This window comes from Curtobacterium flaccumfaciens pv. betae (assembly GCF_026241855.1).
Classification (GTDB): domain Bacteria; phylum Actinomycetota; class Actinomycetes; order Actinomycetales; family Microbacteriaceae; genus Curtobacterium; species Curtobacterium flaccumfaciens.
In genome coordinates this window covers 2,609,743-2,635,211 of the sequence record NZ_JAPJDC010000001.1, presented here as the reverse complement: position 1 = coordinate 2,635,211, position 25,469 = coordinate 2,609,743, and the positions used below count along the sequence as shown (strand labels likewise).

Genomic DNA, 25,469 nt, shown 5'->3' with positions numbered 1-25,469 from the left:
CGCGGAGCCGCGTCCACAACCCCACTGATCGAAAGGACCTCACATGGCTGAGTACACCCTGCCGGAACTGCCGTACGACTACGCCGCGCTCGAGCCGCACATCAGCGGCAAGATCATGCAGCTGCACCACGACAAGCACCACCAGGCCTACGTGACCGGTGCCAACACCGCGCTCCAGCAGCTCGGCGAGGCCCGTGAGTCCGGCAACTTCGGCGCGATCAACAAGCTCGAGAAGGACCTCGCGTTCCACCTCGGTGGCCACGTGAACCACTCGATCTTCTGGACCAACCTCGGCCCGGACACGAAGGTCCCCGAGGGCGAGCTCGCCGCGGCGATCGACGAGTTCTTCGGTTCGTTCGAGAAGTTCCAGGCGCAGTTCGCCGCCGTCGCGAACGGCATCCAGGGCTCCGGCTGGTCCGTGCTGGCCTGGGACACCGTGGGCCAGAAGCTCACCACGTTCCAGCTCTTCGACCAGCAGGGCAACATCCCGTTCGGTCTCGTCCCGATCTTCATGCTCGACATGTGGGAGCACGCCTTCTACCTCGACTACCTGAACGTCAAGGCGGACTACGTCAAGGCCGTCTGGAACATCGTCGACTGGGAGAACGTCGCCGCTCGTTTCGAGAACGCGAAGTCGCAGCGGTTCGTCACGCTCTGATCCGCGTCGGCGGGTCACCACGGTGACCACCTGACGAACGGGAGGCACGGTGCCAGCTGGCACCGTGCCTCCCGTTCGTGGTCCGGGTGCCGTTCCGGACCGCACGCCGTCACCGGGTCCGGGACCGGTCCTCGGACGCGGGCACGGTCGCGCGCAGCGCGGGGTCGGCGCCGGTCGTGCTCGAAGCCAGGTCGTGCGCGATGCGACGCAGTGCGGCGTCGGCCTCGGTGTGCGCGCGGTCGACGAGCGCGCTCCACTGGGCTCCGCGGGCGGCCATCACCGTGTCCTGGGCCGCACGTTCGGCGAGGACGGGGTCGGCACCGTGCGCCCGGCACCACGCCCGGATGGCCGCCACGTGGCAGCGGTGCGCACGGCGCTGGCGGTCCCGCCCGTCGAGGGACTCGACCGAACCGAGTTCGAAGGTGAGTCGCGCGGCCAACGCGCGGTGTGGGTCGTCGAGCCCGCCGAAGGCCGCGACCAGGTGATCGGCGAGGGCGTCCGCATCGGCGTCCGGGTCGAGTGTCGCCACCGGACGTGCGGCCGCCAGGTGTTCGACGACGGAGTCGATCAGGGCTTCGCGTGAGCCGAAGTGGTAGACGACGGGGTAGGCGCTCGTCCCGAGCACGCGGCCGAGGCCCCGGACCGTGACGTCCTCGATCTTGGTCTCGACGAAGTGGTCGACGACCTTCTCGAGGATCGCGGGTTTGCGGGTGGGGTCGGGCTTCCTGGGCATGGCATCTCCGTCGTCGGGGCGGTGGTCGCGCGACCGCCCACATACTAGCAGCCGGTATTTCAGTGGCACCATGGTCGTCGTGTGTGATCTCTCCGCGAAACCTCCGTTTTCACCGATAGAAACGGAGAAAAACTCGGCTACGGGTACACTGTTTCGGATGTCCATGCCGTACGAGGGCGCTCCGCCGCCGTCCCGGCCCGAAGGGACCCGCGCCGGACGGGTGGTCACGGGCCGTCGTCGTGGCGCCGGAAAACGCTTCCTGGTCGTCGGCGACGTCCTGGACGGTGTCCTCGTGCACACCACCGCACACCGGATCGGGGTGCACGACCCCGCTGCGGAGATCCGCCACCGTCCGACCGGTGCCGGTGGCAACACGGCCACCTGGCTCGGCTGGCTCGGGGCCGAGGTCGACGTCGTCGCCCGGGTCGGGGTCGACGACGTCTACCGCCACGAACGCGCGCTCGAGGACGCCGGGGTCCGCGCCCACCTGCGGTACGACGCGATGACGTCCACCGGGGTCGTCGTCTCGGTCCGCAACGGCCACGGTCGCACCGCGATGTCCGACCCGGCCGCGAGCGGGAAGATCAGTGCCGCCGACGTCCCGCCGTCGGTGGTCGCCCGCGCCGACATCGTGCACCTGACCGGGGCCGCCATGCTCGGCGGCGGGGCCGACCGGCTCGCCGACCTGGTGGCGTGCGCCCGGACGGGGCCGGCGCGCGTGGCGGTGGACCCATCGTCGGTGGCGGTGATCGAGACGATCGGTGCCGAAAGGTTCCTGCAGGCCCTGCGGGGCGTCGACGTACTCTTCCCCGACCAGCACGAGGCGCTCGCCCTCGGCGGGGGCGACGACCTCGACGCCGCGGTACGGCGGTTGACGGAGCACGTCCCACTGGTCGTCGTCACGGCCGGGGCCGACGGCGCGCTCATCGGACGCCGGGGCCGCAGCGTCCACCGGGTCCCCGCGACACCGGCGACCGTCGTCGACACCATCGGCGCCGGGGACGCCTTCGTCGCCGGGTTCGTCCGTGCGTGGGCGACGGATCCGGTCCGCGTCGGTGCGGCAGCCCGCGAGGGCACCCGGGTCGCCGCGCGGGCACTCGGCTTCGTGGGCGGTCGACCGCCGGTCTGAGCCGACGGGTTCTCGGTCGGCACCCCCGGTCAGCGCTCCGTCGGGTCAGTGTTCGGCCAGCGCTCCGTCGGGTCAGCGCTCCGATGGTTCGGGGACGACGTTCAGGGTCTGGACGCGCCCCGCGGCGGTGGGCGCGAGCCGGATCTCGACGCGCAGGCGCCCGCAGGTGCCGGGGAGCCACCAGCGCAGGTGCGACGGTGCCGCCGAGTACTCGGACACCGGTGCGGCACCGAGGTCGGCGCCGACGTCCGCGACGGCCTGCGCCACCGCCCGCCGTCGGCGGTCGTAGGGCACGTCCATGGCCACGTTCGGTGTGCAGATGGCATCCGCCAGGTCGTCGCGCCAGTCGGCCAGGAGGCGCGTCACGGCGGCCTGGGCGGCTCGCGTCGCGCGGGTGGTCGCCGCCACCCCGCTGGTCGCTCCGGCCACGTCGGTGCCGGCTTCCGCCGGGTCGGGTGTCCGAGCCGTCAGCGCCGCGTCGAGCACGAGGTCGTGCGCCTGCTGCGCGGCCGCGGAGACCTTGGCCTGCGTGGCGTTCTCGAACGCGACGACCCCGAGGCCGTCGCGCACGGACCACCGCATGTGCGCGGAGAAGCCCGGGTAGCCGCCGGAGTGCGAGACGAGCTCGCCGAAGCGGTCGTCCTGCTCGACGAACAGCCCGAAGCCGTACGCCGTCGCGCGGGCCGAACCCGGCACGACGGACGACGGGACGACCCGCATCGCCTGCTGCATGAGCCGGCGATCGGCGGGGGAGACCGGGCCGGGTTCCGGCGCAGCGGAGAACGCCGAACCGAGGTGCGTCGCCCAGCGCGCCAGGTCGCGGACGGTCGAGAAGAGCCCGCCGATCGACGAGAACGCGCCGGGGCCCGTCATCGGCAGGGGTTCCCAGTCGCCCTCGTGTCCGCGGACACCGGTGACGACGAACCCGGTGGACTCGTCGGCGCTGAACACCGTGTCGGTGAGCCCGAGGGGACGGAGCACGGTCTCGTCGGCGGCCACGGTGAAGGGCCGCCCCGTCACGACGGCGACGACCCGGCCGAGCAGGGCGTAGCCGAGGTTCGAGTAGGCGAAGCGGGTGCCGGGCAGCGAGTCGAACAGCAGGCCGCCGCGCAGGACCTCGTCGAGCTCGGCGTCCGAGATCGACTCCTGCCGGTCGGCCCAGGGATCGTCGGTGGGGAAGCCCGCCGACATCGTCAGCAGCATCCGCACTGTGGGGACGGGAGAGTCCGGGGTCGGCAGGGTGACGGCGCCGAACGCCGGCACGAAGTCGGTGATGGGTGCGTCGAGGTCGAGCGCACCTCGTGCGACGAGGGTCAGCAGGGTCGCGGCGGTGACGCTCTTGGTGCAGGAGGCGATGCGGTAGACGGTGTCGGCGTCCGGCCGCCGGCCGTCCCCGCGGTCGCCGTGCCCACCGGACGCGACGAGCCCGGAGCGGTCGAACACGCCCCACACGCTGCTCGGCGCGATGCCCTGTTCGACACGAGCACGGAACAGCTCGTCGACCTGGTCGACGACGGCGGCGACCGCGGGGTGCGACCCGGTCACGATCGCCGCATCCGTTCGTAGGCGTCGAGCGCCCGCTGCCGCGACGCCTTCAGGTCGACCATCGGCTCGGGGCGCAGCTCGTCGGCGGGGACCCAGCGGTGGACGTACTCGCGGTGCGGGTCGAAGCGCTCGAGTTGCCGGTCGGGGTTGAAGACCCGGAAGTACGGGGCGGCGTCGAAGCCGGAGCCCGCGACCCACTGCCAGTTCGCCGCGTTGTTGGCGGGGTCGGCGTCGACCAGGGTGTCCCAGAACCACTGTTCCCCGACGCGCCAGTCGACGAGCAGGTTCTTCACGAGGAAGCTCCCGGCCGCCAATCGCACCCGGTTGTGCATGGCGCCGCTGTGCCAGAGCTCGCGCATGCCCGCGTCGACCAGGTCGAAGCCGGTCAGGCCCTGCCGCCAGCGGTCGAGCTCGGCCGCTTCCGGGTCACGCCACGGGAACGCGTCGAAGTTCCGACGGACGTTGACGGTGGCGATGTCGTCGCAGTGGAAGTACTCGTTCCAGTTGAACTCCCGCCATGCCAGCTGCCGGAGGAACGCGGCGGCGTTCTGGCGCTGCGCGGGCTCGAGCCGCTCGTGCAGGCGGTGCCACACCTGGTACGGGCTGATCTCGCCCCACCGCAGGAACGGCGACAGGCTGCTCGTGGCCTCCATCGCGGGCTCGTCGCGCTGGTCGTAGTCCTCGAGCGCGTGCTCGACGAAGTGCTCGAGCTGCTGCTGCGCGCCGTGCTCGCCCGGGGTCCAGGCGTCACGGAGGCCGCCGGCCCAGTCGGGCTTCGTCGGCAGCAGTGCCCAGTCGGCCAGCGCATCACCCGTGACGTCGGCCGGAGCGGGCAGGTCGTCGGGGTCGGGCAGGGGATGGCGCGGTTCGGGCAGCGCCTGGACGGCGTTCCAGAACGGGGTGAAGACCTTGTACGGCTCGCCCTGCCCGGTGAGCACGGTCCACGGTTCCCAGAGCAGGTTCGCAGCGAAGCTGTGCGCCTCGACGCCACGGTCGTGCAGGGCCGCCTTGATGCCGGCGTCGACGTCCCGCTCGACGGCGCCGTACCGACGGTTCCAGTACACGGCGTCGGCTCCGGCGTCGGCGACGAGCTGGTCGATCGCCGTCGCCGCGGCACCGCGCCGGAGGACCAGCCGGGAACCCCGCTCGCGCAGGTCGGCATCGAGGGCGGTCAGGGAGTGGTGCAGCCACCAGCGGCTCGCGGCACCGATCGGACGGAGCCCGGGGGACTGCTCGTCGAGGACGACCACCACCGTGACGTCGCCACCGTGGTCGATCGCCGCACGGAGCGCCGGGTTGTCCGACAGCCGCAGGTCGTCACGGAGCCAGACGATCGCGCCGGTCACACCGTTGCCGCATCCGCAGCGGCCACCGGGCGGGCCGTCGACCGCCGGCCCGGTGCCGTGCCGACCGCCAGCCGGAGCTTCGTGCAGAGCTCGGTGAGGGTGCGGAGTTCGGGGTCGGACAGTCCGGCGCCGACCTGCTGCGCGATGCTCGCCGCGTGCTGCACGGCGACCTGGCGGTAGACGTCGAAGCCGTGCGGGGTCAGTGCCACGATCACGCCGCGGGCGTCGGTGGGGTCCGGCTGCTTCTCGACGATGCCGCGGGCGAGCAGCCGGTCGACCAGGCGGCTGACGCTCGGCTGGGTGAGGAGCAGGTGCCCGGTGAGGTCGCGCATGCGGCAGCGGCGGCCGGGCTGGGTCGACAGGTTGAAGCAGACGTCGTACTCGTTGAACGAGATCTCGTCGCCGGGGAAGTCCGCGTTGAGACTCCGCATCACGGCGACCTGGGCGCGGAAGAGCGCTTCCCAGGCGGCGACCGCGGTCGCCTTCTCACTGCGGCGTGTCTCGCTCACGTTCGCGTTCCCTCCGGTCGTACGGTCTGACCACACTACCGACGGGGTCCGACAGGAGCCGGGCGACATGCACGAGGGCCGGCCGCCTGTCGGCGACCGGCCCTCTCCCTTGCACCAAGAGTTTCCTGCAATCACATTCCACAGGCGGTGCCACAGCAAACACCGTCTGCACCACCGACTGTATAACGAAGCGGTAACGGCGCGCCAGCCTCTCCGGGGCCGGTTCGCTGCGAGTTCACCAAGAGCAGCCGATCAGGCTCAGAAGAGGTCGGGCGACGGGGTCGACGCGTACCGCACGGCGACGTCCGCGTGCCGGTCGAAGCGGTATCCGACGCCGCGCACGGTGCGGACGATCTCCTCGAACGCGCCGAGCTTGGAGCGGAGCCGACGCACGTGCACGTCGATGGTGCGCTCGTTCGGGGTCTCGTCCTCGCCGTCCGACCAGAGGCCGTCGATGATCGCGGACCGGTCGACGGTCTGGCCCTCGCGGAGCACCAGGAACTGCAGGAGCTCGAACTCCTTGTAGGTCAGGGGTGCTGCTTCGCCGTCGAGGGTCACGCGCTTCCGCGAGATGTCGATGACGACGCCGGTCTCCTCGGGCTCGGGCTTCTCGGCCTGCTTGCGGGCGGCCACCGCGGAGCGGTCCTGCAGGGCGAGCCGGACGACGTCGACGTCACGGCCACCGGAGTGCTCGGCGGCGACGGCGACGGCCGCGTAGGTCTCGGACGACGGGACGAGCTGCGCGGTGAGGGCCTTCAGCTGCTCGACCACCGCGGCCAGGGTCGTGCCGGCGGCTGCGGCCTTCGCTTCGTCGATGCCGACGTACAGGGCGAAGCCGCGGGCCTCGGTGCCCTCGGGGAGCGCGCGGTTCCGCTGCGGTGCGACCACGGGGCTCGTCGGCACGGTGGCCGGTCCGGTGGCTGCCGGGGAGGCCGGGCGCGGGCGGATCGGCGTCACGGTGCCGAGGTCGGTCGGGGCCGGTGCGGTGCGGAGCGCGGTGCGGGGCTGGGCGATGGTGAGCGACATGGTGGTTCTCCGGGCGGTGTGGCCGGTGCGCGGGTGGCGCGGCGGCCGGTGTCGAATGCGTCATCCCGGGTACGGCGGTACGCCGATGTGCCCTGCGGTCCTGCTGCGGACCGGGGCCGACCCGGGGGAACGGGAGACAGACCTCGTGACGTGGTGCGCGTCGCCGACGGTGTCCGTCACCCGGGGATCACGCGCTCGCGACGGGGGTGGTGTCGCGGGGGATCCGGCTGGAACGGGTGCCGATCAGGCACACATTCGACAACGCATGACCGGCATGGTCGGCATCATCATGCCGACGGTCCCCACTGCCCCTGCGGAGGAGCACGCCTCGGAGAGGACGCGGGTGGACACGGTTGCAGTCATGTGACGAGTATCTGCGGTATACCAACGCGGTGTCAACCGTCCGCACGGACGGTGCGGTGGGCGCGACCGCACGGGCGTCGGGCGCCACGCCCGTTCTTTCCCAATGCGCACGCGATGGAAGGTCGAATCGGGCGTACCTCGTGGAAAGAAACGACCGGGTACGCCCGGAACGGGCAGGTACGCCCGGAACGGGCTGGTACGCCCGGAACCGGCGGGTGCGGTGGGCGCGACCGCACGGACGACAGGAGGCGCGGTGCCAGCCGGCACCGCGCCTCCTGTCCGAGACGTGTCGGGTCTGCGCTACTCGGCCAGGCCGTAGAGGCGGTCGCCGGCGTCGCCGAGGCCCGGGACGATGTACCCGTTCTCGTCAAGCTTCTCGTCGAGCGCACCGAGGACGATCGAGACGTTGCGGTCGCCGACGGCCTGCTCGACCATGGCGAGCCCCTCGGGGGCACCGAGGATGCACACGCACGTGACCTCCTGCGCACCGCGGGCGAACAGGAAGTCGATCGCGGCGGCGAGGGTGCCACCGGTGGCGAGCATCGGGTCGAGCACGAAGCACTGCCGACCGGACAGGTCGTCGGGCAGGCGCTCGGCGTAGGTCTGCGGCTCGAGCGTCTGCTCGTTGCGGGCCATGCCGAGGAAGCCGACCTCGGCCGTCGGGACGAGCTTGACCATGCCCTCGAGCATGCCGAGCCCGGCGCGGAGGATCGGGACGACGAGCGGCCGCGGCTTGGCGATCGCGACGCCCATGGTGTGCGCCACCGGCGTGTCGATCGGCGTCGCCGTGACCCGGACGCCCCGCGTGGCCTCGTACGCGAGGAGCGTGACGAGCTCCTCGGTCAGGGCGCGGAACGTGGGGGAGGGCGTCGTACGGTCGCGGAGCACCGAGAGCTTGTGGGTGATGAGCGGGTGGTCGGCGACGTGGACTCGCATAGGGTCGAGCCTAGCGTGCCGCCGACCGTCAGGAGGTCCCGTGGAGGAGCCCGCAGCCCGCCCGTTCGTCCCGGCGATGGAGCGTGCGCTCGACGAGGCCCGACGGTGCCTGGAGACCGACGACGTGCCGGTCGGCGCGGTGGTGCTCGACCGCGACGGCGTCGTGGTCGCCACCGGCCGGAACGAGCGCGAGGCGCGGCAGGACCCGACGGCCCACGCCGAGGTCCTGGCGCTGCGTGCTGCTGCGGCGGTGACGGGGGACTGGCACCTCGAGGAGCACACGCTCGTGGTGACGCTCGAGCCCTGCCCGATGTGCGCCGGCGCCGTCATGGCCGCACGGGTGCCCCGTGTCGTGTTCGGCGCGTGGGACCCGAAGGCGGGCGCCAGCGGCAGCGTCTACGACATCGCCAGGGACCGCCGGCTGCCGCACCGCTCCGAGGTCATCGGGGGCGTGCTCGAGCAGGCGTGTGCCGAGCTGCTCGACGACTTCTTCAGTCCGCGGCGAGGATGACGATCGCTTCGGTCGGCGGCTGCGGCCCGGTGCGCAGGACGTCCGGTTCGACGTAGATCACCCGGGCGATCGGCACGGCGCTCCGGACACGCTGCTCGACGGTGTCGATGCCGGCGGCGACGTCACCGAGCCGGCGGTCCCCGTCGACGGCGACCTTCACACCGACCATCAGCTCGTCCGGTCCGAGGTACAGGGTCTTCAGGTGGATGATCGCGTCGACCTCGGGGCCGTCGAGCACCGCCTGCTTGATGCGCTCGACGTCGGCGGCGGTCGCGCCCTCGCCGACGAGCAGGCTCTTCGTCTCGATGCCGAGCACCACCGCGACCGCGATGAGCAGCGCCGCGATGAGCATCGTGCCGATCGCGTCGAACACCCCGTTGCCGGTGATCGCCGTCAGGCCGACGCCGAACAGGGCGAAGACCAGGCCGAGCAGGGCCGCGGTGTCCTCGAGCATCACGACGGGCAGCTCGGGGGCCTTCGCACGGCGCACGAACTGCACCCAGCTCTGCGAACCCTTCTGCGGTCGGGCCTCGTGCAGGGCGGTGCGGAGCGAGAAGCCCTCGAGACCGATGGCGATGACGAGCACGACGAGGGGGAGCCACCAGTTCTCGAGCGGGTGCGGGTGGGCGAGCTTCTCGATGCCCTCGTAGAGCGAGAAGACACCGCCGACCGAGAACAGGATGATGGAGACGACGAACGCGTACACGTAGCGTTCACGCCCGTAGCCGAACGGGTGCTCCTGGTCCGCCGCTCGCCGGGCCTTGCGGCCACCGAGCAGCAGCAGGAGCTGGTTCGCGGAGTCGGCCAGGGAGTGCACGCCCTCGGCCAGCATCGACGCCGATCCGCTGATCGCCGCCGCGATGAACTTCACGATCGCGATGCCGATGTTGGCACCGAGTGCGGCGAAGATCGCCTTCGTGCCTCCGGAAGCGCTCACAGCTGTCCCCTTCTCGTGGTCTGCGACACGATCCTAGGCGGGTCGCGTCGGTAGGGTCGGGAGCATGACGATCGACCTGCCCCGCACCGCCCTGCTCGGCGTCGGCTCCATGTCCGGCGCGGTCCTCGACGGCCTGCTCGCCGCGGGACTCGACCCGGCCACCGTGACCCTCACCACGAAGTCGGAGGCGTCCGCCGCTGCCCACCGGGAGCGCGGCCTCGACGCCACCGCGAGCGACACCGACCCCGACGCCAACCGGGCGGCCGTCCGTGGCGCGGCCCTCGTCGTGGTCGGCGTGAAGCCGTACATGATCGCGGACCTGCTCGACGAGGTCGCCGACGACCTGGAGCCCGGTGCCGTCCTGGTCAGCGTCGCCGTCGGCACCACGACCGCGAGCATGGAGGCTCGGGTGCCCGCCGGCGTCCGGGTCGTCCGTGCCCTGCCGAACACCCCGATCGGCGTCGGCCACGGCGTCACCGGCATCAGCGCGGGCACCTCGGCCGACGCCGAGGCCGTCGCACTGGCGTCGTCGGTGTTCACCGCCTCGGGCGAGGTCATCGAGGTGCCGGAGGAGCAGCTCGACGCACTGTCCGCCGTGTCCGGCTCCGGTCCCGCCTACGTCTTCCTGCTGGTCGAGCAGTGGCAGCGTGCCGCCGAGGAGCTCGGGTTCACCCACGAGCAGGCGGCGACGATGGTGCAGGGCACCGTCCGCGGCGCGGTCGAGCTGCTCGAGCGGTCGGGCCGTGAGCCCGCCGACCTGCGCCGTGCGGTGACGAGCCCGAAGGGCACGACGGAACGGGCCGTCGCTGTGCTGCAGGACGCCGACCTGGCGGACACGCTGTTGCGCGCATCGCGTGCCGCGATCGCGCGTGCCGAGGAGATCGCCGCGTCGTAGACGCACACCGCGTCGTGGACGCAGCCACAGTGCGGACGGGAGGCCCGTGGCGGCGTCGCCACGGGCCTCCCGTCCGTCCGGTGGTCGCTACTCGTACGCGGCGAAGCGCTCCAGGTCTGTCTCGGAACCCGAGACGATGATGACGTCGTCCTCACCGATGACGCTGTCCGGCGTCGCCGGCACGAACGGGTTGCCGGGCGGCTTGATGCCGAGCACGGTCAGGCCGAAGCGGGTGCGGATCACGGTGGTGGCGAGGTCCTTGCCGCGGACCGCGCGCGGCGGGAACATCTTGACCACGGCGAAGTCGTCGTCGAACTCGATGAAGTCGAGCATCCGGCCGGAGACCAGGTGCGCCGTGCGCTCGCCGGCCTCGCGCTCGGGGTAGACGACGTGGTTGGCGCCGATGCGGGACAGGATCGTGCCGTGCGAGCGGCTGATCGCCTTCGCCCAGATCTGGGGGACGCCGAGGTCGACCAGGTTCGCCGTGATGAGCACGCTCGACTCCAGGTCGCTGCCCGTGCCGACGACGGCGATGGCGAAGTCCTGCGCGCCGATCTGCCGGAGCGCGTCGATGTCGGTCGCGTCCGCCTGCACCGCGTGGGTGACCCGGTCGGACCACTTCTGCACCAGTCCGGCGTCGGTGTCGACGACGAGCACCTCGCGGTCCTGGCGTTCGAGCTGCCCGGCGGTGGCGGCCCCGAAGCGACCGAGCCCGATGACGAGGACGGGAGCGTCGTGACTGATGGCACCGTGCTGGTGCGACGAACGGGTGCGGTCAGCCAACGATCGGCCTCTCCTCGGGACGGCGGAACAGTTGCCGGCTCTGGCTGGCGGCCAGGGCAGCGGCGATGGTCACTGTACCGACCCGGCCGAGGAACATGGTGGCGGCGAGCACGTACTTGCCCGATTCCGGCAGGTTCGCGGACACGCCGGAGGACAGACCGCTGGTCGAGAACGCCGAGATCACCTCGAACAGCACACGGTCGAGCGAGTCGTCGGTGATCTGCAGGAGCACCACGGTCGCGACGGCCACGATCGTCGCTCCCCACAGCACAATGGCCACCGCGACGCGCAGGACGTCGCTCGGGATCCGGCGACCGAAGGCCTCCATGCTCTGGCGGCCGCGGGCCTCGGCGACCGCGGCCAGGAACAGCACCGCGAGGGTCGTCACCTTGATGCCGCCGGCCGTCGAGGCGGATCCGCCACCGATGAACATGAGCATGTCCGTGACGAGCAGGCTCGAGCCGTTGAGCTGGTCGAAGTCGACGAGCGAGAACCCGCCGGAGCGGGTCATCGTCGACAGGAAGAGTGCCTGGAACGCGGTGCGCCCCGCTCCTTCTTCGCCGAAGGTCGTCGGGTTCGACGCCTCGAGGGCGGTGTAGACGACCGCGCCGCCGAGGAGCAGGACCGCGCTCGTCGCCAGCGTGAGCTTGACGTGGATCGGCCAGCGCCGCGGGGTGCGCAGCTGCTTCGTGAGGGCACGGATCACCGGGAACCCGATGGACCCCGCCACGACACCGATCATGAGCAGCGTCAGGAACCAGTAGTCGTGGGCGAACGGGTCGAGGCCGTCCGCGTTCGGCGAGAACCCGGTGTTCGTGAAGGCCATCGCCGCGTAGTAGAAGGAGTCGCCGACCGCGGTCCAGAACGGGATGCCGGCGATGAGCACCGACGGCAGGAGCAGCAGGCCGAGGACGATCTCGATCGACAGGGTGCTCACCGCCACCGTCGCGAGCAGGGTGCCGACCTCGCCGAGCCGGACGGCCTGCCCCTCGGGCACGGCGCCGTGGTGGGTGCGGAGCGGGTTCGAGTCGCCGGCCGCCATGAGCTTCGCGCGCAGGCCGAGCTTCCGGGTGACGAACAGGCCGAGGATCGACGCGAAGGTCAGGACGCCGACGGCACCGATCTGGGTGCCGATGACCACCAGGACCTTGCCGAACACCGACCAGTGCGTCGCCATGTCGACGGTGGACAGCCCGGTGACGCAGACCACCGACGCCGCGGTGAAGAGGGCGTCCGCGAAGTGGGTGCTGCTGCGGTCCGCCGTGGCCCACGGCGTCATGAAGGCCACCGTGAACAGGAAGATCAGCGCGATGAACACGACGATCGCCAGTCGGGACGGCGACGACCGCAGCACCGTCGCGATCCGGCTCGCTCGTCGTCGGCCGACACTCACGTGGTGCGGGATCGGCTCGGTTCGGTCGAGCATGCGTATGCCTCCGAGGACATGGGCCGGGACGGTTCGTCATGGTACATCCGTGGTGCCCCGGCTAGCCTTGCCCCATGGCCGACATCTTCTCCGTCGTGGCGGACCCGACCCGGCGCGAGCTGCTCGGCACGCTGTTGTCCGCCTACGGTTCGGACGTCACCGGCGGGGAGCTCAGCGTCGGCCAGCTCGTCGAACGCCTCGGGGTCAGCCAGCCCACGGTGTCGAAGCACCTGCGTGTCCTGCGCGACATCGGTCTCGTCACCAGTCGCGAAGAAGGGCAGCACCGCTACTACCGGCTCGACCCGGAGCCGCTCGTGCACCTGGAGGACTGGGTCCTGCCGTTCACGGGCGCGGTCGACGCCGACGGCACCCCGGCCACCACCGCGTGGACGCCGGACGGCCAGCCGGTGTCGATCCGCCGGAACGGCACGGCCGGCAAGGCGACCGTCGAGGTGGGCACCGAACTCGGCCGTGTGATGGCCGAGGCGTCGTACCGGGCCACCGCGGCGATCTCCGGAGCGCAGCAGGGCTGGGAGCGCGTCGTCGACCGCAGCCGCAAGCGCTTCACCCGGCGGGGCGACGAGGACTGAGCCCGCGGCACGGTCGGTGCGCACCGGGCGCGGACTGATCCTGGACACCGGGTCGCACGCGCCTCTACAGTTGCCACTGACCACACAGGTCACACCACTCCCGTGCGCAGCGCGCGTGCGAGCCCCGAAGGCGGACCATGACCGGCAGTTTCGACGACGTGCGCTTCCTCACCGTCGCTGAGGTCGCTGAGATGATGCGCGTCTCGAAGATGACCGTGTACCGGATGGTGCACGCCGGTGAGCTCCCCGCCATCCGCTTCGGCCGCTCCTTCCGTGTCCCCGAGTCGGCCGTCGCCGACGTGCTGCGCGGTGGCGTGGCGGACGTCGGCTGAGCGCGCGTTCGACATCACAGCGGGCAGCCGGTAGACTCGGGCAGGTTGATTTTCCGCGGTCTCTTCGGCCCGGTGTCCGTACATCAGCATCAGTCCGAGCGAGGTCCACATGGGTTCTGTCATCAAGAAGCGTCGTAAGCGCATGGCGAAGAAGAAGCACCGCAAGCTCCTTCGCAAGACGCGTCACCAGCGCCGCAACAAGAAGTAGACCCTCACAGGTCTGCGCAGGTCGGAGGACCTGCACGAGAAGCCCCGGTTCGCCGGGGCTTTCGCGTTCCCGGACTACGCTGGGACCATGCCCGCAGTGACGTTCCTGACGAAGCCCGGATGCCACCTCTGCGACGACGCCCGACCCGTGGTCGAACGCGTCGTCGCCGACCACCCGGGGGTCACCCTGCAGGAACGCTCGATCCTCGACGACGACGCCCTCCGCCAGGAGTACGCGGAGGACATCCCCGTCGTGCTGATCGACGGGCGCGTCCACAGCAACTGGCACGTCGACGCCGACCGGCTCGCACGTGCGCTCGAGAAGGCCGAGGCCCGCGCATGATCTCCCACGTCGTCTCCTGGTCCCTGCGGACCGATCTCGACCGCACCGCGTCGATCGCCCGCATCCGCGAACTCCTGACCGGTCTGGTCGGCACCGTCGAGTCGATCCGCTCGCTCGAGGTCGTCGAGAACGTCGCCTACCCGGACAAGAACCACGACGTCGCCGTGGTCGCCAGCTTCGACGACCTCGCCGGGCTCGATGCGTACCAGGTGCACCCGGAGCACCAGGCGGCGGCAGCGGCGATCCGTGAACTGGTCACGGCGCGGGCCGCCATTGACTGGCAGAGCTGAGCCGGGCCTCCCGTCCGCGCGCGCTCGTCGCTTCGCGTCGCGCGCTTCGTGAGCAGCAATGGTCGCCTCCCGCATCGGGAGGCGACCATTGCTGCTCACCATGTGCGCGCGGCGGTGCCGCGCAGCGCGGGACCTACGGGGTCAGGCGCGTCGGGCCACGGAACAGGTACGTGACCTCGCGGATCGACGGCTCACCGAGCATGAGCATCAGCACGCGCGCGAGGCCCATGCCGAAGCCGCCGTGCGGCGGGACGCCGTAGCGGAAGAAGTCGAGGTACCAGCCGAGCTCCTCCGGGTCGAGGCCCTTCTCGACGGCCTGCGCCTCGAGCACGTCGACGCGGTGCTCACGCTGGGCACCCGTGGAGATCTCGGCGCCGTTGAAGATGAGGTCGTAGCTGTTGGTGACCGACGGGTCGCCGGGCTTCCGCATGTGGTAGTACGGCCGGATCGAGGCGTCGTACTCGGTGACGAACACGAACTCGGAGCCGTGGTGCTCCTTCGCCCAGGCGGCGACGCGGCGCTCGCCCTCGGGGTCCAGGTCACCGTCGGCGCGGACGACGTCGTAGCCGCTGTCGGCGACGATCTTGCGCGCGTCGGCCAGGGTCACGCGGGGGAACGGCGTCGCGGGGACCTGCAGCTCGAAGCCGAAGACCTCGGCGATGTCCTTGCCGTACTTCTCCTTGACGGCGGTGATGCCGGCGACCAGGACCTCTTCGTGCATCGCCATGACGTCCTCGTGGGACTCGATCCACGAGAACTCGGCGTCGACGCTGGTGAACTCGGTCGCGTGGCGGCTCGTGAACGAGGGGTCGGCGCGGAAGGCGTCGGCGATCTCGAACACGGCACCGAAGCCGGCCGGCTGTGCCATCTGCTTGAAGTTCTGCGGCGACTGGGCCAGGTAGGCGGTCGTCTCGAAGTACTCGAGCTGGAACAGCTCGGCGCGCGACTCGGACGCCGACGCCATGAGCTTCGGGGTGTGGATCTCGATGTAGTCGCGGTCGACCCAGTACGTGCGGAACGCGTGCTCCAGCGTCGTCTGGATGCGGAAGATCAGGTTCTGCTTGCGGTTGCGCAGGTCGAGGAAGCGCCAGTCGAGACGCTTGTCGAGCGACGAGTCGTCGGCGATCGGGGTCTCCGGGATCGCGGCACTCACCACCTGCAGCGCACCGATCTTGACCTCGAGCCCGCCGAGCTTCACGCGCTCGTCGTGCTTCAGCGTGCCCGTGACGTGCACGAAGGTGCCGTGCGCCAGGCCGGAGATCTCGTTGGTGGTCGCGAGCGCGGACTGTGCGGCGTCGTCGCCGTCCTCGGCCTCGCGCGTCGCCGGGTTCACGAGCTGGACGGCGCCGGTCTCGTCGCGCAGCACGACGAACTGCACCTTCTTCTGGTCTCGGACGGTCTCGACCCATCCGGCCACGGAGACGGGACCGTCGGGGAGGGCTGCCAGGTCGGCGATGCGGGTGCGTTCGATCACGGTGGTCGAGTCTAACCGCCTGCGTCCGGGGGCGTGGGCGGCAGGGTCCCTTCCTCCACACGGCCGCCTGCGTCCGGCGTTCTCCACCGAATGCCGGGAGGCCCGTGGCGGCGCGCGTGGACTCCGTAGCGTTCTCGACGTGGCCGGGTCGCGGGACGAGAGGGGGACCGGGTGGGGACGGGGACAGGGGAGCTCGCGACCTGGCCGCCTGCGGCGGTCGCGGTGGTGGTGGCGGCGCTGTGCACGACGGCGTTCACGCTGCTCGTGGCGTTCGTCGGTGGACTGTGGGCGGTCATCCGGTGGCGGCGGGACGTCGCGCGGGAACAACGGGACCGCTACTGGGCGCGGTTGACCGTGGTGTTCGAGCTGATCACCGCGGCCGAGGTCGGGCGCCGCGAGATCGGCCGGAACCTGGCACAGGCGATGTACGACATGCAGAAAGTGCCTGCCGGAGAAGAACCCGCTGCAAGGGTGCTTGCGGAACTGTTCATCGAGAAGAGGAGACCGTGATGACGACTCGTCTGCGCCGTGCCTGGCGCGAGCTGGTCCGGAAGGAGGACACGGTTCCCGCGGAGCGGCCGTACATCGGTCCTGCGCCTGGCGAGAGCACGTGGGACTGGGCGCAACGTGGGGCGATCGACTGGCAGCTCCACGTTGAGGAGGGGGAGCTCAAGCTCGAACTCGAGCGGCAGCGCATGCGCGCCAGGGTGCTCGCCGAGGACGTCGCCACGTCAGGGGAGCGAAGCGCGGAGTGAGCCGAGCGTGCCGATGAACTCCTCGGCCATGCCGGCCCGCTCGACGAGCTTGGCGTGGCGGGCTCGGGCGTCCTCGAGGTACGCGTCGAGGCGGGCCGCCAGCGATGGTTCGTCCTCGGGGTCCTTCGTCGCGAGGGCGTCGACCACGCGGAGCAGCTCGGCCATCTCGTCGAGCGTGAACCCGAGCGGCTTCATCCGGCGGATCACGAGCAACCGTTCGAGGTCCTGCGCCGTGTAGACCCGGAATCCGCCGGTGGTGCGGCCGCTCGGTACGAGCAGCCCGACCTCGTCGTAGTGCCGGATGGTGCGCAGGGACATGCCGGCGCGGTCGGCGAGTTCGCCGATGTGCATCGTGTCGGGGACGTCGCTGGTGCTCACGGAGTACGACTCTACCCCCACGTGAGGGTAGAGTTCCGATCGATGTCCGTGATCACACACGCGCCGACGGCCCCGAGCGTCCTCGCCGCCCTCCGCTCGCCCCGCATGCTCACCCGAGAGGTCCTGGCCGGCATCGTCACCGCGCTGGCCCTCATCCCCGAGGCGATCTCGTTCTCCGTCGTCGCCGGGGTCGATCCCGCGGTCGGGCTGTTCTCGAGCGTCGTCATCGCGATCGTGATCTCCATCGTCGGCGGTCGCCCGGCGATGATCTCCGCCGCAGCCGGCTCGGTGGCGCTCGTCATCGCCCCGCTCGTCCGGGAGCACGGGATCGAGTACCTCGTGCCCGCGATCGTGCTGGGTGGCGTGTTCCAGCTCGTGCTCGGGTTCCTCGGGGTGGCACGGCTGATGCGCTTCATCCCGCGCAGCGTGAACGTCGCGTTCGTGAACGCCCTGGCCATCCTCATCTTCACCGCCCAGCTGCCGAACCTGCTCGGCGACGACGTCCCGTTCGTCGTCTGGCCGCTGACCGTGCTCGGCATCGCGATCATCGTCGGCTTCCCGTTCCTGACGAAGGCGGTCCCCGCACCGCTCATCGCGGTCGTCGTCGTCACCGGCCTCACGATGGTGTTCAGCATCGCCGTGCCGACGGTCGGCGACGAGGGCGCCCTGCCGACGGCGCTCCCGGGCTTCGGCGGCATCACGACGCCGTTCACCTTCGAGACGCTGCAGATCATCGCCCCGTACGCGTTCGGTGTCGCGATCGTCGGCCTGCTCGAGACCCTGCTCACCGCGCAGCTCGTCGACTCCATCACGGAGACGGGCTCGAGCAAGTGGCGCGAGTCGTGGGGTCAGGGTGTCGCGAACATCGCGTCCGCCTTCTTCGGCGGGACCGGCGGCTGCGCGATGATCGGCCAGACGGTGATCAACGTGAAGACCGCGGGTGCCCGGACCCGCGTCTCGACCTTCGCGGTCGGCGTCTCGGTGCTGGTCCTGACGATCGTGCTCCACGACCTCGTCGCGCAGATCCCGATGGCGGCACTGACGGCGGTCATGCTCATGGTCTGCGTCGCGACCTTCGACTGGCACAGCATCCGACCGCGCACCCTCCGACGGATGCCGCTCGGCGAGACCGCGGTCATGCTCGTCACCGTCGTGGTGGTCGTCGTGACCGAGAACCTCGCCACCGGGGTGCTCGTCGGCGTGGTCGTGGCGGCCCTGGTCTTCGCCCGACGGGTGGCGCACGTGGTGACCGTGGTCCGCGAGCCGGTCGACGACCGCACCGTGCGGTACCGGGTCCGCGGGGCGCTGTTCTTCGCCTCGTCGAACGACCTCGTCACACGGTTCTCGTACGCCGAGGACCCGGAGCACGTGATCATCGACCTGGCCGACGCCCACGTGTTCGACGCGTCCACGGTCGCCGCGCTCGACGGGGTCGAACAGCGGTTCGCGAAGCACGGGTCGACCGTCGAGGTGGTGAACCTCGACACCGGCTCGATCGCGCTGCACGGGCGGCTCTCCGGTGAGCTCGGCGGCTGAGTGCTTCCGCATCCGGTGAATTACCTGAGGGGGCGGTGGGAACCGCGGGCGACCTACACTGGAACCCATGCCCGCGACCCGTCTCCACCTCGTCCGGCACGGAGAGGTGCACAACCCGGGCCGCGTCCTCTACGGCCGGCTCCCGGGCTTCGGGCTGAGCGACCTCGGCACGCGGATGGCCCAGACCTCCGCCACCGCCTGGAAGGACGCCGGCGTCGACGTGCGTCGGATCGTCGCGTCCCCGCTGCAGCGCACGCAGGAGTCCGCCGCACCCTGGTCGGCCGCCTACGGGCTCGACGTGACGCTCGACGAGCGCCTGATCGAACCGACGAACCGCTACGAGGGGCAGCCCCCCGGGTTCACGAAGCGCTCGCTCGGCCGCCCGGCGGAGTGGCCGTGGATCGCGAACCCATTGCGTCCCAGCTGGGGCGAGGCGTACGAGTCCATCGCCAACCGCATGCTCGCGGCGATGACCACGGCGTGGGAGAGCGTGGACGAGGGCGACGTCGTCCTGGTCAGCCACCAGCTGCCGATCTGGATGGTCCACCGGAAGCTCGCGGGGGAGCCCCTGTGGCACGACCCGCGCAAGCGCCGCTGCGACCTGTCGAGCATCACCACCGTCGAACGTGTACCCGCCGCGTCGACCGGTCGGTTCACCGAGGTCGGGTACGCGGACCCCGCGCAGGAACTGCGCGCGACCGCCGTCGACGAAGGAGCAGTGTGAACAGCACGAGCAGTGTGCGCGTCATCAGCAAGCGGTTCGCGGTCCTCGCGGCGACGGCCGTGGCCGCCGTCCTGGTCCTGTCCGGCTGCTCGTCGGACAGCGGCGGCATCGCGAAGCAGTACGGCAACGGCACGACCCAGAACTACATCTCCGGCGACGGCGCCGTGACCGAGGTCTCCGCGAAGGACCGCACCGACCCGGTCACCTTCCGGGCCGAGGACTCGAACGGCGACACCGTCTCGTCGAAGGACCTCCGTGGCAAGGTCGTCGTCCTGAACTTCTGGTACGCCAGCTGCCCGCCGTGCCGTGCCGAGGCGAAGTACCTCAACCAGGTGCACGACGAGTACGCCGGCGCCGATGACGTCGCGTTCATCGGTGTCAACGTGCGTGACGAAGCAGCGACCGCGGCCGCCTTCGAGCGCACCTTCGACGTGCAGTACCCGACCGTCCTCGATCAGCGCACGGGCACGATGCAGCTCGCGATGTCCGGGCAGATCGCACCGAACGCGGTGCCCGCCACGATCGTCCTCGACACCAAGGGCCGCGTCGCCGCCCGGGTCCTCGGCGCGATCGACGGCACGAGCATCCTGAAGACCCTGGTCAGCGACGAGCTCGACGCCGGCAAGGCGTCCTGACCCGTGACCTCCAACCCCTTCGCCGACGCGATCCTGAGCGGCCAGATGGCCGTGGCGTTGCCCGTGGCGGCGCTCGCCGGGCTCGTGTCGTTCCTGTCCCCGTGCGTGCTGCCGCTCGTTCCGGGGTACCTCGGGTACGTCGGCGGAGTCGCCGAGGGCGGGCAGCGTCGGGGCCGCGTGGTGCTCGGCGTGCTGCTGTTCATCGCCGGGTTCACCGCGGTGTTCGTGGCGTACACCACCGTGTTCGGGGCGCTCGGCTTCTGGCTCGTGCGGTGGCGCGACCTCATCACGCAGATCCTCGGGGTCGTCGTTATCGCGATGGGCCTGGTGTTCGTCGGTCGGTTCACGTTCCTGCAGCGCACCATCAAGCCCAGCTGGACCCCTGCCACGGGGCTCCTCGGTGCCCCCCTGCTCGGCATCGTGTTCGGCCTCGGCTGGACCCCGTGCCTCGGCCCGACCCTGGCGGCCATCAACCTGCTCAGCGTGCAGTCGGGCAGCGCCTGGCAGGGCATGTGGCTCGGGGTGGCGTACTGCCTCGGGCTCGGCATCCCGTTCGTCCTCGTCGCCCTCGGCGCCGGCTGGGCCACGGGGGCCATCGCGGCGGTGAAGCGTCACATGCGCACCGTCAACATCATCGGAGGAGCGATCCTGATCGTCATCGGTCTGCTCATGGTCACCGGTATCTGGTCGGCCGTCATGTCGAGCGTCGGGGCGGTGATCCAGAGCTTTGTCCCCGCGGTCTGACCTCAACGAGCACATCCCGACGGGCGCAGGCGACGGGGCCGACAGCGCCTCCGACCCGCAGCGGCCGTCCGACCACGTCGACGGCTCCGGCCCCACCGACGGCGGCGTCAACCAGCCGAAGCTCGGCTTCGTCGGGTACCTCCGGTTCTTCTGGCGGCAGCTGACGAGCATGCGCACGGCGCTGTTCCTGCTCATGCTGCTCGCCCTCGCGGCGATCCCGGGCTCGCTCGTCCCGCAGCGCACCGCCGACCCGAACGGCGTCGTGCAGTACAAGGCCGACCACCCGCAGCTCTACCCGGTCCTCGACAAGCTCCAGGTCTTCGACACCTACACCTCGGTGTGGTTCTCCGCGATCTACCTGCTGCTCTTCATCTCGCTCATCGGCTGCATCGTGCCCCGCACGAAGCACCACTGGCAGGCCCTGCGGACCCGTCCGCCGAAGACCCCCGCGCGCCTGACGCGACTGGCGGGCTTCCGCACCGTGGCGGTGCAACCCGACGCGATGATCGACGGGACGACCGGGATCGACGCGACCACGGGCCTCCCGTCTACCGAGCACGCGGTGACGCGCGCGATGGCGATCCTGAAGCGGTCCGGCTACCGCGTCGAGCGGTTCGGCGACTCGGTGAGCGCGGAGCGCGGCTACCTGCGCGAGACCGGCAACCTGGTGTTCCACGCCGCCCTCGTCGGGGTGCTCCTGGCGGTCGGTGTCGGCGGCGGTTTCGGCTTCACCGGACAGCGCCTGCTGGTCGAGGGCCAGACCTTCTCGAACGTGCTCGGGTCGTACGACTCGTTCAACCCCGGTCGCTGGTTCCAGCAGACCGACCTCAAGGGCTACAACCTCCGGCTCGACAAGTTCGTGACGAAGTACGAGGAGCGCAACCTCGACGCCCTCGGCCAGGCGCTCGACTACTCGGCCACCGTCACGAGCACCGAGAAGGGCGGCGAGCCGAAGACGAGCCGCCTCGGTGTGAACGACCCGCTGCACGTCGGCGGCACGAACGTCTACCTGCTCGGCAACGGCTACGCGATGCAGGTCACGGTGCGTGACGGCGACGGGAACGTGGCGTTCAAGGACGTCGTGCCGTTCCTGCCGGAGGACGCGAACTACACCTCCACCGGCGTCATCAAGGTGCCGGACGCGAAGCCGGACCAGCTCGGCATGGTCGGGTTCTTCTACCCCACCGCGTCGAAGCTCGCGAGCGGCGCGTACTCGAGTGCCTACCCGGACACCCAGAACCCGCTGCTGACGCTGCAGGTCTACACGGGTGACCTCGGGCTCGACAGCGGTGTGCCGCAGAGCGTGTACACGCTGAGCACCAAGGGCCTCGACCAGATCGCCGGTCGGCAGTCGGACACCGCGAGCATCGCGCTCGAGCCCGGCCAGACGAAGAAGCTGCCGGAGGGCGCCGGGTCGATCACCTTCGACGGCGTCAAGCGGTACGTCTCCCTCGACGTCCACCACGACCCCTCGCAGCTCTGGGTGGGCGGGTTCGCCCTGCTCTCCACCCTCGGTCTGCTCACCTCGCTGTTCGTCCCGCGCCGCCGCGTCTGGGTGAAGGTCGTCCCGCGTCGCGATGCGCAGGGCGGCGAGTACGACCTCGAGTACGCCGGACTCGCACGCGGCGAGGACCCGAACCTCGAACGGGCCGTCGCGGACATCGCACAGCGCCACACGTCGGACCTCGGAGTTAGGATGCCCCAGTGAACGACATGACCACGAACCTCGCGACCTACTCGGTCGTGCTCACGTACTCCGCGATGGCGGTGTACGTGGTCGCGTTCATCTCGTTCGCCCTCGACATGGCCAAACGCTCCGGCGAGGTCACGGCCGCCGCGAAGAACGCGAGTGCCGACGACAGCTCGTCCGACGCGGTCAGCGCCGCGTCGGCACGCGGCGCGAAGACGGTCGCGACCGTCCGCGGCGGCACCGTCGTGCTCGAGCAGGTCGCCGCACCGCCGTCGGGTGGCTCGGCCGGTCGCGGCACGAAGTTCGAGCGCGTCGGCATGGCGATGACGATCCTCGCGCTCGTGCTGCACGTCGCCTCGGTCGTCCTCCGCGGCATCGCGGCCGACCGTGTGCCGTGGGGCAACATGTTCGAGTTCTCGCTGACCGGCACGGCGCTGATCACGCTGATCTTCCTGCTCGTGCAGTTCTGGCAGAACCTGAAGTTCCTCGGTGTCTTCATCACCGGCCTGACGATCATCCTGCTCGGCATCGCGACGGTGAACTACTGGGTCCCCGTCGTCCCGCTGCAGCCGGCCCTACAGTCGTACTGGCTGGTCATCCACGTCTTCGTGGCCATCGCCGGAACCGGGTTCTTCGCGCTCGGCGCGGGGCTCGCGGTGGCGCAGCTCGTGCAGACGTACCGCCAGGGCCGCACGGCCTCCGGCAAGCTCCGCTTCATGGCGACGCTGCCCGACGCCGACCGGCTCGAGGTCCTGACCTACCGCGTCCTGCTCGTCGGTTTCGTCCTCTGGACCTTCACCCTCATCGCCGGTGCGATCTGGGCGGAACGCGCCTGGGGACGCTACTGGGGCTGGGACACGAAAGAGGTCTGGACCTTCATCATCTGGGTCGTCTACGCGGGCTACATCCACGCCCGTGCGACCCGCGGCTGGCGCGGTGCGCGGTCGTCCTGGCTGGCCCTCATCGGCTTCGCTGCGGTGATGTTCAACTTCTCGGTCGTGAACGTCTTCTTCAAGGGCCTGCACAGCTACTCGGGGCTGTGAGCCGCGTGGGTCGCTGATGCGGCCCTGGTCGCGACCACGACGGACGGGAGGCACGGTGCCAGCTGGCACCGTGCCTCCCGTCCGTCGTCGGGTCGCGTGCACGGCCAGGAAGACGCCGTCGTGTCGGTGGGACGCCGCGTCGTCGGCGAGACGCCGCAGGATTCGGCGGCGGCTCGATGACTCGGCGGCGCCTCGATGACGTGGCGGCGCCGAAAGGAGACGCCGGCGTCTTGCGGAGACGACGGCGTCTCGTGAGGACGCGGCGCGTGCGCTACCCGGCGGCGAGCAGTGCGTGCACGCGGGCCACCCGCGCACGCCACCACGCCGTGCGTTCCGGCGACGCGGCGGAGCGCTCCACCAGCTCCGGCGCGACGTCGACCCGGCGCACCGGCACCCGACCGCCATCCGGCAACAGGGGATCGGCCGTGACGTCCCCGGCGAACATCACCGCCGTCCCGAGCCCTGCTGCGTACCCGGGGGTCATCGCCGCGGCGGCCAGGAACGCTCCCATCCCGAGCCCGACCGAGGTGTCGAGCGCGCTGGAGACGACGCACGGCAACCCGGCGTCGGCGATGACGGCACGGGCCGCGCTGATCCCGCCGAGCGGCTGGGCCTTCACGACCAGGACGTCGGCGGCACCGGCCCGGGCGACGGCGAGGGGGTCGCTCGCCTTCCGGACGCTCTCGTCGGCGGCGACCCGGACCCCGAGACCGGCGACGCGCGACCGGAGCTCGGCGAGTTCGGGCACCGTCGCACAGGGCTGCTCGGCGTACTGCAGGTCGAACGGTGCGAGCCGCTCCAGCGCTGCGCTGGCCTGTTCCACGCTCCACAGCCCGTTCGCGTCGACCCGGACCGCGGCCTCGGGCCCCATCACCCGGCGGACCGCGGCGACACGGGCGACGTCGTCGTCGACGGTCGTGCCGGGCTCCGCGACCTTGACCTTGGCGGTGGTGCACCCGGGGTACCGCGCGAGCAGGTCGGCGACGGCGTCGGCGGCGATCGCCGGGACCGTGGCGTTGACCGGCACGGAGTCGGCGGCCGGTTCGTGGTCCGTCCACCCGAAGTCGACGGTGGCCCGCAGCCAGGCGGCGGCCTCGGCGTCGTCGTACTCGACGAACGGCGAGAACTCGGTCCAACCTGCGGGGCCGCGCAGCACGACCGCCTCGCGCGTGGTGATGCCGCGGAACCGCACGCGCATCGGCAGGGCCACCACGTGGGCGTCGGCGAGGAGTTCGGCGAGGTCGGGGAGCACGTCCGCCATCCTCCCACCGCACCCAGGGGGCCTGCCGGTTCCTCGGAGGGGACCGCCAGGGCAGGGCACTAGCATGCATCGGTCGGCCTCGGTCGGCAGGGGAACGACCCGAAGACGATGGAGGCTCGGTGGCGGTGGATCCGCGGCAGCGCGCAGCACAGCAACGCGCATCGCAGCGCCCGTCCGACCCGTCGGGCGCCGCGGCCCGTCCGGCGTCGGCAGCCCGATCGGCGGCCGCAGCCCGACCAGCGGCGGCAGCCCGACCGGCAGCGGGCGCTCGACCCGCGGCGGCTGCCGGGCGCGACTCCGACGACTTCGCCCGCCTCATGCAGCGCAACACCGTCGACGTGCGGCAGACGGGCGCCACGAGGCGCCGCAACCCCGTCGTCGGCAAGATCGCACTCGGCCTCGCCGTCGTCTCCGCCGCGGTGGACGCCAGTGCCTTCGCCGTGTTCATGGGCGGTGACACGAACTTCGCCTTCGGCATCTGCTTCGTCGTCGTGTTCCTGACGCTCGTCGCCGCGGTGCTCGGGTTCGTCGCCGCCGTCGGCTCGTTCGGACGCTGGTACGGCGCCGTCGGGGTCGTCCTGGCGTTCTTCGCGAACCCCGTGATCCTCATCGTGATCATGGTGTTCGTCGCGCCGGAGATCCTGACCGACATGGGCGCCTGACCCGCCAG

General features: G+C 71.0%; 30 protein-coding genes. 18 read left to right on the top strand and 12 right to left on the bottom strand.

Translation table 11 applies throughout. The features are described from left to right. The first annotated feature begins 43 nt into the window (after nt 1-43). On the top strand, nt 44-658 hold the full coding sequence (locus ORG17_RS12340; protein ID WP_027466323.1) for a superoxide dismutase: 615 nt from the start codon (nt 44-46) through the stop codon (nt 656-658). Nucleotides 659-767: 109 nt separating this feature from the next. Here ORG17_RS12340 and ORG17_RS12335 read toward each other — a convergent pair whose 3' ends face one another. After that, on the bottom strand, nt 768-1,391 hold the full coding sequence (locus tag ORG17_RS12335; RefSeq protein ID WP_214526027.1) for a TetR/AcrR family transcriptional regulator: 624 nt from the start codon (nt 1,389-1,391) through the stop codon (nt 768-770). Between the two features lie 157 nt (nt 1,392-1,548). Here ORG17_RS12335 and ORG17_RS12330 point away from each other — a divergent pair, with 157 nt between their 5' ends. Further along, nucleotides 1,549-2,520 carry a carbohydrate kinase family protein gene (locus ORG17_RS12330; protein WP_214526026.1) on the top strand — a complete coding sequence of 324 codons (972 nt, stop codon included), beginning with the start codon at nt 1,549-1,551 and terminating at the stop codon, nt 2,518-2,520. A gap of 72 nt (nt 2,521-2,592) precedes the next feature. Here ORG17_RS12330 and ORG17_RS12325 read toward each other — a convergent pair whose 3' ends face one another. From ORG17_RS12325 to upp, 5 genes are all read right to left on the bottom strand, one after another. After that, nucleotides 2,593-4,065, bottom strand: coding sequence for a serine hydrolase domain-containing protein (locus tag ORG17_RS12325; RefSeq protein ID WP_214526025.1), 1,473 nt, complete (start codon nt 4,063-4,065; stop codon nt 2,593-2,595). Further along, nucleotides 4,062-5,411, bottom strand: coding sequence for a cryptochrome/photolyase family protein (locus ORG17_RS12320; RefSeq protein WP_214526024.1), 1,350 nt, complete (start codon nt 5,409-5,411; stop codon nt 4,062-4,064). The genes ORG17_RS12325 and ORG17_RS12320 overlap by 4 nt, the downstream gene beginning before the upstream one ends. Beyond that, nucleotides 5,408-5,920, bottom strand: a complete 513-nt coding sequence (locus tag ORG17_RS12315; protein ID WP_181421263.1) for a MarR family winged helix-turn-helix transcriptional regulator — start codon at nt 5,918-5,920, stop codon at nt 5,408-5,410. The genes ORG17_RS12320 and ORG17_RS12315 overlap by 4 nt, the downstream gene beginning before the upstream one ends. A 258-nt stretch (nt 5,921-6,178) precedes the next feature. Next, nucleotides 6,179-6,946 (bottom strand): winged helix-turn-helix domain-containing protein, encoded by a 768-nt coding sequence (locus tag ORG17_RS12310; protein WP_214526023.1) that lies wholly within the window; start codon nt 6,944-6,946, stop codon nt 6,179-6,181. 663 nt (nt 6,947-7,609) lie between these two features. Beyond that, the gene (gene upp / locus ORG17_RS12305) at nt 7,610-8,245 is read right to left on the bottom strand and encodes a uracil phosphoribosyltransferase (protein WP_027466329.1); all 636 of its coding nucleotides are present in this window, start codon (nt 8,243-8,245) and stop codon (nt 7,610-7,612) included. A gap of 76 nt (nt 8,246-8,321) precedes the next feature. Here upp and ORG17_RS12300 point away from each other — a divergent pair, with 76 nt between their 5' ends. Continuing rightward, nucleotides 8,322-8,756 carry a nucleoside deaminase gene (locus tag ORG17_RS12300; RefSeq protein ID WP_071247896.1) on the top strand — a complete coding sequence of 145 codons (435 nt, stop codon included), beginning with the start codon at nt 8,322-8,324 and terminating at the stop codon, nt 8,754-8,756. Here the strand turns inward: ORG17_RS12300 and ORG17_RS12295 are convergent. Continuing rightward, the gene (locus ORG17_RS12295; protein ID WP_027466331.1) at nt 8,737-9,693 is read right to left on the bottom strand and encodes a cation diffusion facilitator family transporter; all 957 of its coding nucleotides are present in this window, start codon (nt 9,691-9,693) and stop codon (nt 8,737-8,739) included. The genes ORG17_RS12300 and ORG17_RS12295 overlap by 20 nt on opposite strands. Before the next feature lie 64 nt (nt 9,694-9,757). On the opposite strand from ORG17_RS12295, the gene proC reads away from it, so the two are divergent. Then, nucleotides 9,758-10,588, top strand: a complete 831-nt coding sequence (proC, locus tag ORG17_RS12290) for a pyrroline-5-carboxylate reductase (protein ID WP_027466332.1) — start codon at nt 9,758-9,760, stop codon at nt 10,586-10,588. An 87-nt stretch (nt 10,589-10,675) separates the two neighbouring features. Here proC and ORG17_RS12285 read toward each other — a convergent pair whose 3' ends face one another. Together ORG17_RS12285 and ORG17_RS12280 are read right to left on the bottom strand one after the other, a co-directional pair. After that, on the bottom strand, nt 10,676-11,371 hold the full coding sequence (locus tag ORG17_RS12285) for a potassium channel family protein (protein WP_216852501.1): 696 nt from the start codon (nt 11,369-11,371) through the stop codon (nt 10,676-10,678). Beyond that, complete coding sequence (locus ORG17_RS12280) at nt 11,364-12,797, bottom strand: TrkH family potassium uptake protein (RefSeq protein ID WP_027466334.1); 1,434 nt, start codon at nt 12,795-12,797, stop codon at nt 11,364-11,366. The genes ORG17_RS12285 and ORG17_RS12280 overlap by 8 nt, the downstream gene beginning before the upstream one ends. A gap of 74 nt (nt 12,798-12,871) precedes the next feature. On the opposite strand from ORG17_RS12280, the gene ORG17_RS12275 reads away from it, so the two are divergent. From ORG17_RS12275 to ORG17_RS12255, 5 genes are all read left to right on the top strand, one after another. After that, nucleotides 12,872-13,387, top strand: coding sequence for an ArsR/SmtB family transcription factor (locus ORG17_RS12275; RefSeq protein ID WP_051596885.1), 516 nt, complete (start codon nt 12,872-12,874; stop codon nt 13,385-13,387). Nucleotides 13,388-13,524: 137 nt separating this feature from the next. After that, nucleotides 13,525-13,719, top strand: coding sequence for a helix-turn-helix domain-containing protein (locus ORG17_RS12270; protein WP_017888579.1), 195 nt, complete (start codon nt 13,525-13,527; stop codon nt 13,717-13,719). A gap of 109 nt (nt 13,720-13,828) precedes the next feature. Continuing rightward, nucleotides 13,829-13,927: a 30S ribosomal protein bS22 gene (locus tag ORG17_RS12265; protein WP_003792170.1), complete on the top strand. Its 99-nt coding sequence runs from the start codon at nt 13,829-13,831 to the stop codon at nt 13,925-13,927. An 87-nt stretch (nt 13,928-14,014) separates the two neighbouring features. Then, nucleotides 14,015-14,269: a glutaredoxin family protein gene (locus ORG17_RS12260; protein ID WP_071247435.1), complete on the top strand. Its 255-nt coding sequence runs from the start codon at nt 14,015-14,017 to the stop codon at nt 14,267-14,269. Continuing rightward, on the top strand, nt 14,266-14,559 hold the full coding sequence (locus tag ORG17_RS12255) for a Dabb family protein (protein ID WP_071247431.1): 294 nt from the start codon (nt 14,266-14,268) through the stop codon (nt 14,557-14,559). The genes ORG17_RS12260 and ORG17_RS12255 overlap by 4 nt, the downstream gene beginning before the upstream one ends. A 133-nt stretch (nt 14,560-14,692) precedes the next feature. On the opposite strand, the gene aspS is transcribed toward ORG17_RS12255, so the two are convergent. Continuing rightward, the gene (gene aspS, locus ORG17_RS12250) at nt 14,693-16,033 is read right to left on the bottom strand and encodes an aspartate--tRNA(Asn) ligase (protein WP_027466337.1); all 1,341 of its coding nucleotides are present in this window, start codon (nt 16,031-16,033) and stop codon (nt 14,693-14,695) included. Nucleotides 16,034-16,204: 171 nt separating this feature from the next. Here aspS and ORG17_RS12245 point away from each other — a divergent pair, with 171 nt between their 5' ends. Together ORG17_RS12245 and ORG17_RS12240 are read left to right on the top strand one after the other, a co-directional pair. Continuing rightward, nucleotides 16,205-16,543 carry a hypothetical protein gene (locus tag ORG17_RS12245; protein WP_214526022.1) on the top strand — a complete coding sequence of 113 codons (339 nt, stop codon included), beginning with the start codon at nt 16,205-16,207 and terminating at the stop codon, nt 16,541-16,543. Next, the gene (locus ORG17_RS12240; protein ID WP_146247853.1) at nt 16,543-16,788 is read left to right on the top strand and encodes a hypothetical protein; all 246 of its coding nucleotides are present in this window, start codon (nt 16,543-16,545) and stop codon (nt 16,786-16,788) included. The genes ORG17_RS12245 and ORG17_RS12240 overlap by 1 nt, the downstream gene beginning before the upstream one ends. Here ORG17_RS12240 and ORG17_RS12235 read toward each other — a convergent pair. After that, nucleotides 16,765-17,166 carry a MerR family transcriptional regulator gene (locus ORG17_RS12235; RefSeq protein WP_372443664.1) on the bottom strand — a complete coding sequence of 134 codons (402 nt, stop codon included), beginning with the start codon at nt 17,164-17,166 and terminating at the stop codon, nt 16,765-16,767. The genes ORG17_RS12240 and ORG17_RS12235 overlap by 24 nt on opposite strands. 42 nt (nt 17,167-17,208) lie before the next feature. Between ORG17_RS12235 and ORG17_RS12230 the strand changes: the two genes are divergently transcribed. The 6 genes from ORG17_RS12230 (at nt 17,209) to ccsB (ending at nt 23,538) form a co-directional block, all read left to right on the top strand. Next, entirely contained in the window at nt 17,209-18,702 is a 1,494-nt protein-coding gene (locus ORG17_RS12230; RefSeq protein WP_214526021.1) for a SulP family inorganic anion transporter, read from the top strand. A gap of 67 nt (nt 18,703-18,769) precedes the next feature. Then, nucleotides 18,770-19,426, top strand: a complete 657-nt coding sequence (locus ORG17_RS12225; protein ID WP_214526020.1) for a histidine phosphatase family protein — start codon at nt 18,770-18,772, stop codon at nt 19,424-19,426. Further along, nucleotides 19,423-20,061 (top strand): TlpA family protein disulfide reductase, encoded by a 639-nt coding sequence (locus ORG17_RS12220; protein WP_027466343.1) that lies wholly within the window; start codon nt 19,423-19,425, stop codon nt 20,059-20,061. Before ORG17_RS12225 ends, ORG17_RS12220 begins: the two co-directional genes overlap by 4 nt. A gap of 45 nt (nt 20,062-20,106) precedes the next feature. Continuing rightward, entirely contained in the window at nt 20,107-20,805 is a 699-nt protein-coding gene (locus tag ORG17_RS12215; protein ID WP_071247888.1) for a cytochrome c biogenesis CcdA family protein, read from the top strand. Next, on the top strand, nt 20,789-22,513 hold the full coding sequence (resB, locus tag ORG17_RS12210) for a cytochrome c biogenesis protein ResB (RefSeq protein WP_250891990.1): 1,725 nt from the start codon (nt 20,789-20,791) through the stop codon (nt 22,511-22,513). Before ORG17_RS12215 ends, resB begins: the two co-directional genes overlap by 17 nt. A gap of 5 nt (nt 22,514-22,518) precedes the next feature. After that, a complete protein-coding gene (ccsB, locus tag ORG17_RS12205; protein WP_214526051.1) occupies nt 22,519-23,538 on the top strand; it encodes a c-type cytochrome biogenesis protein CcsB in 1,020 nt (339 codons plus the stop codon). 271 nt (nt 23,539-23,809) lie between these two features. Here the strand turns inward: ccsB and ORG17_RS12200 are convergent, their stop codons facing one another. Beyond that, the gene (locus ORG17_RS12200; protein WP_214526019.1) at nt 23,810-24,799 is read right to left on the bottom strand and encodes an o-succinylbenzoate synthase; all 990 of its coding nucleotides are present in this window, start codon (nt 24,797-24,799) and stop codon (nt 23,810-23,812) included. A gap of 125 nt (nt 24,800-24,924) precedes the next feature. On the opposite strand from ORG17_RS12200, the gene ORG17_RS12195 reads away from it, so the two are divergent. Continuing rightward, complete coding sequence (locus tag ORG17_RS12195) at nt 24,925-25,461, top strand: hypothetical protein (RefSeq protein ID WP_214526018.1); 537 nt, start codon at nt 24,925-24,927, stop codon at nt 25,459-25,461. The last annotated feature ends 8 nt before the right edge of the window (nt 25,462-25,469 follow it).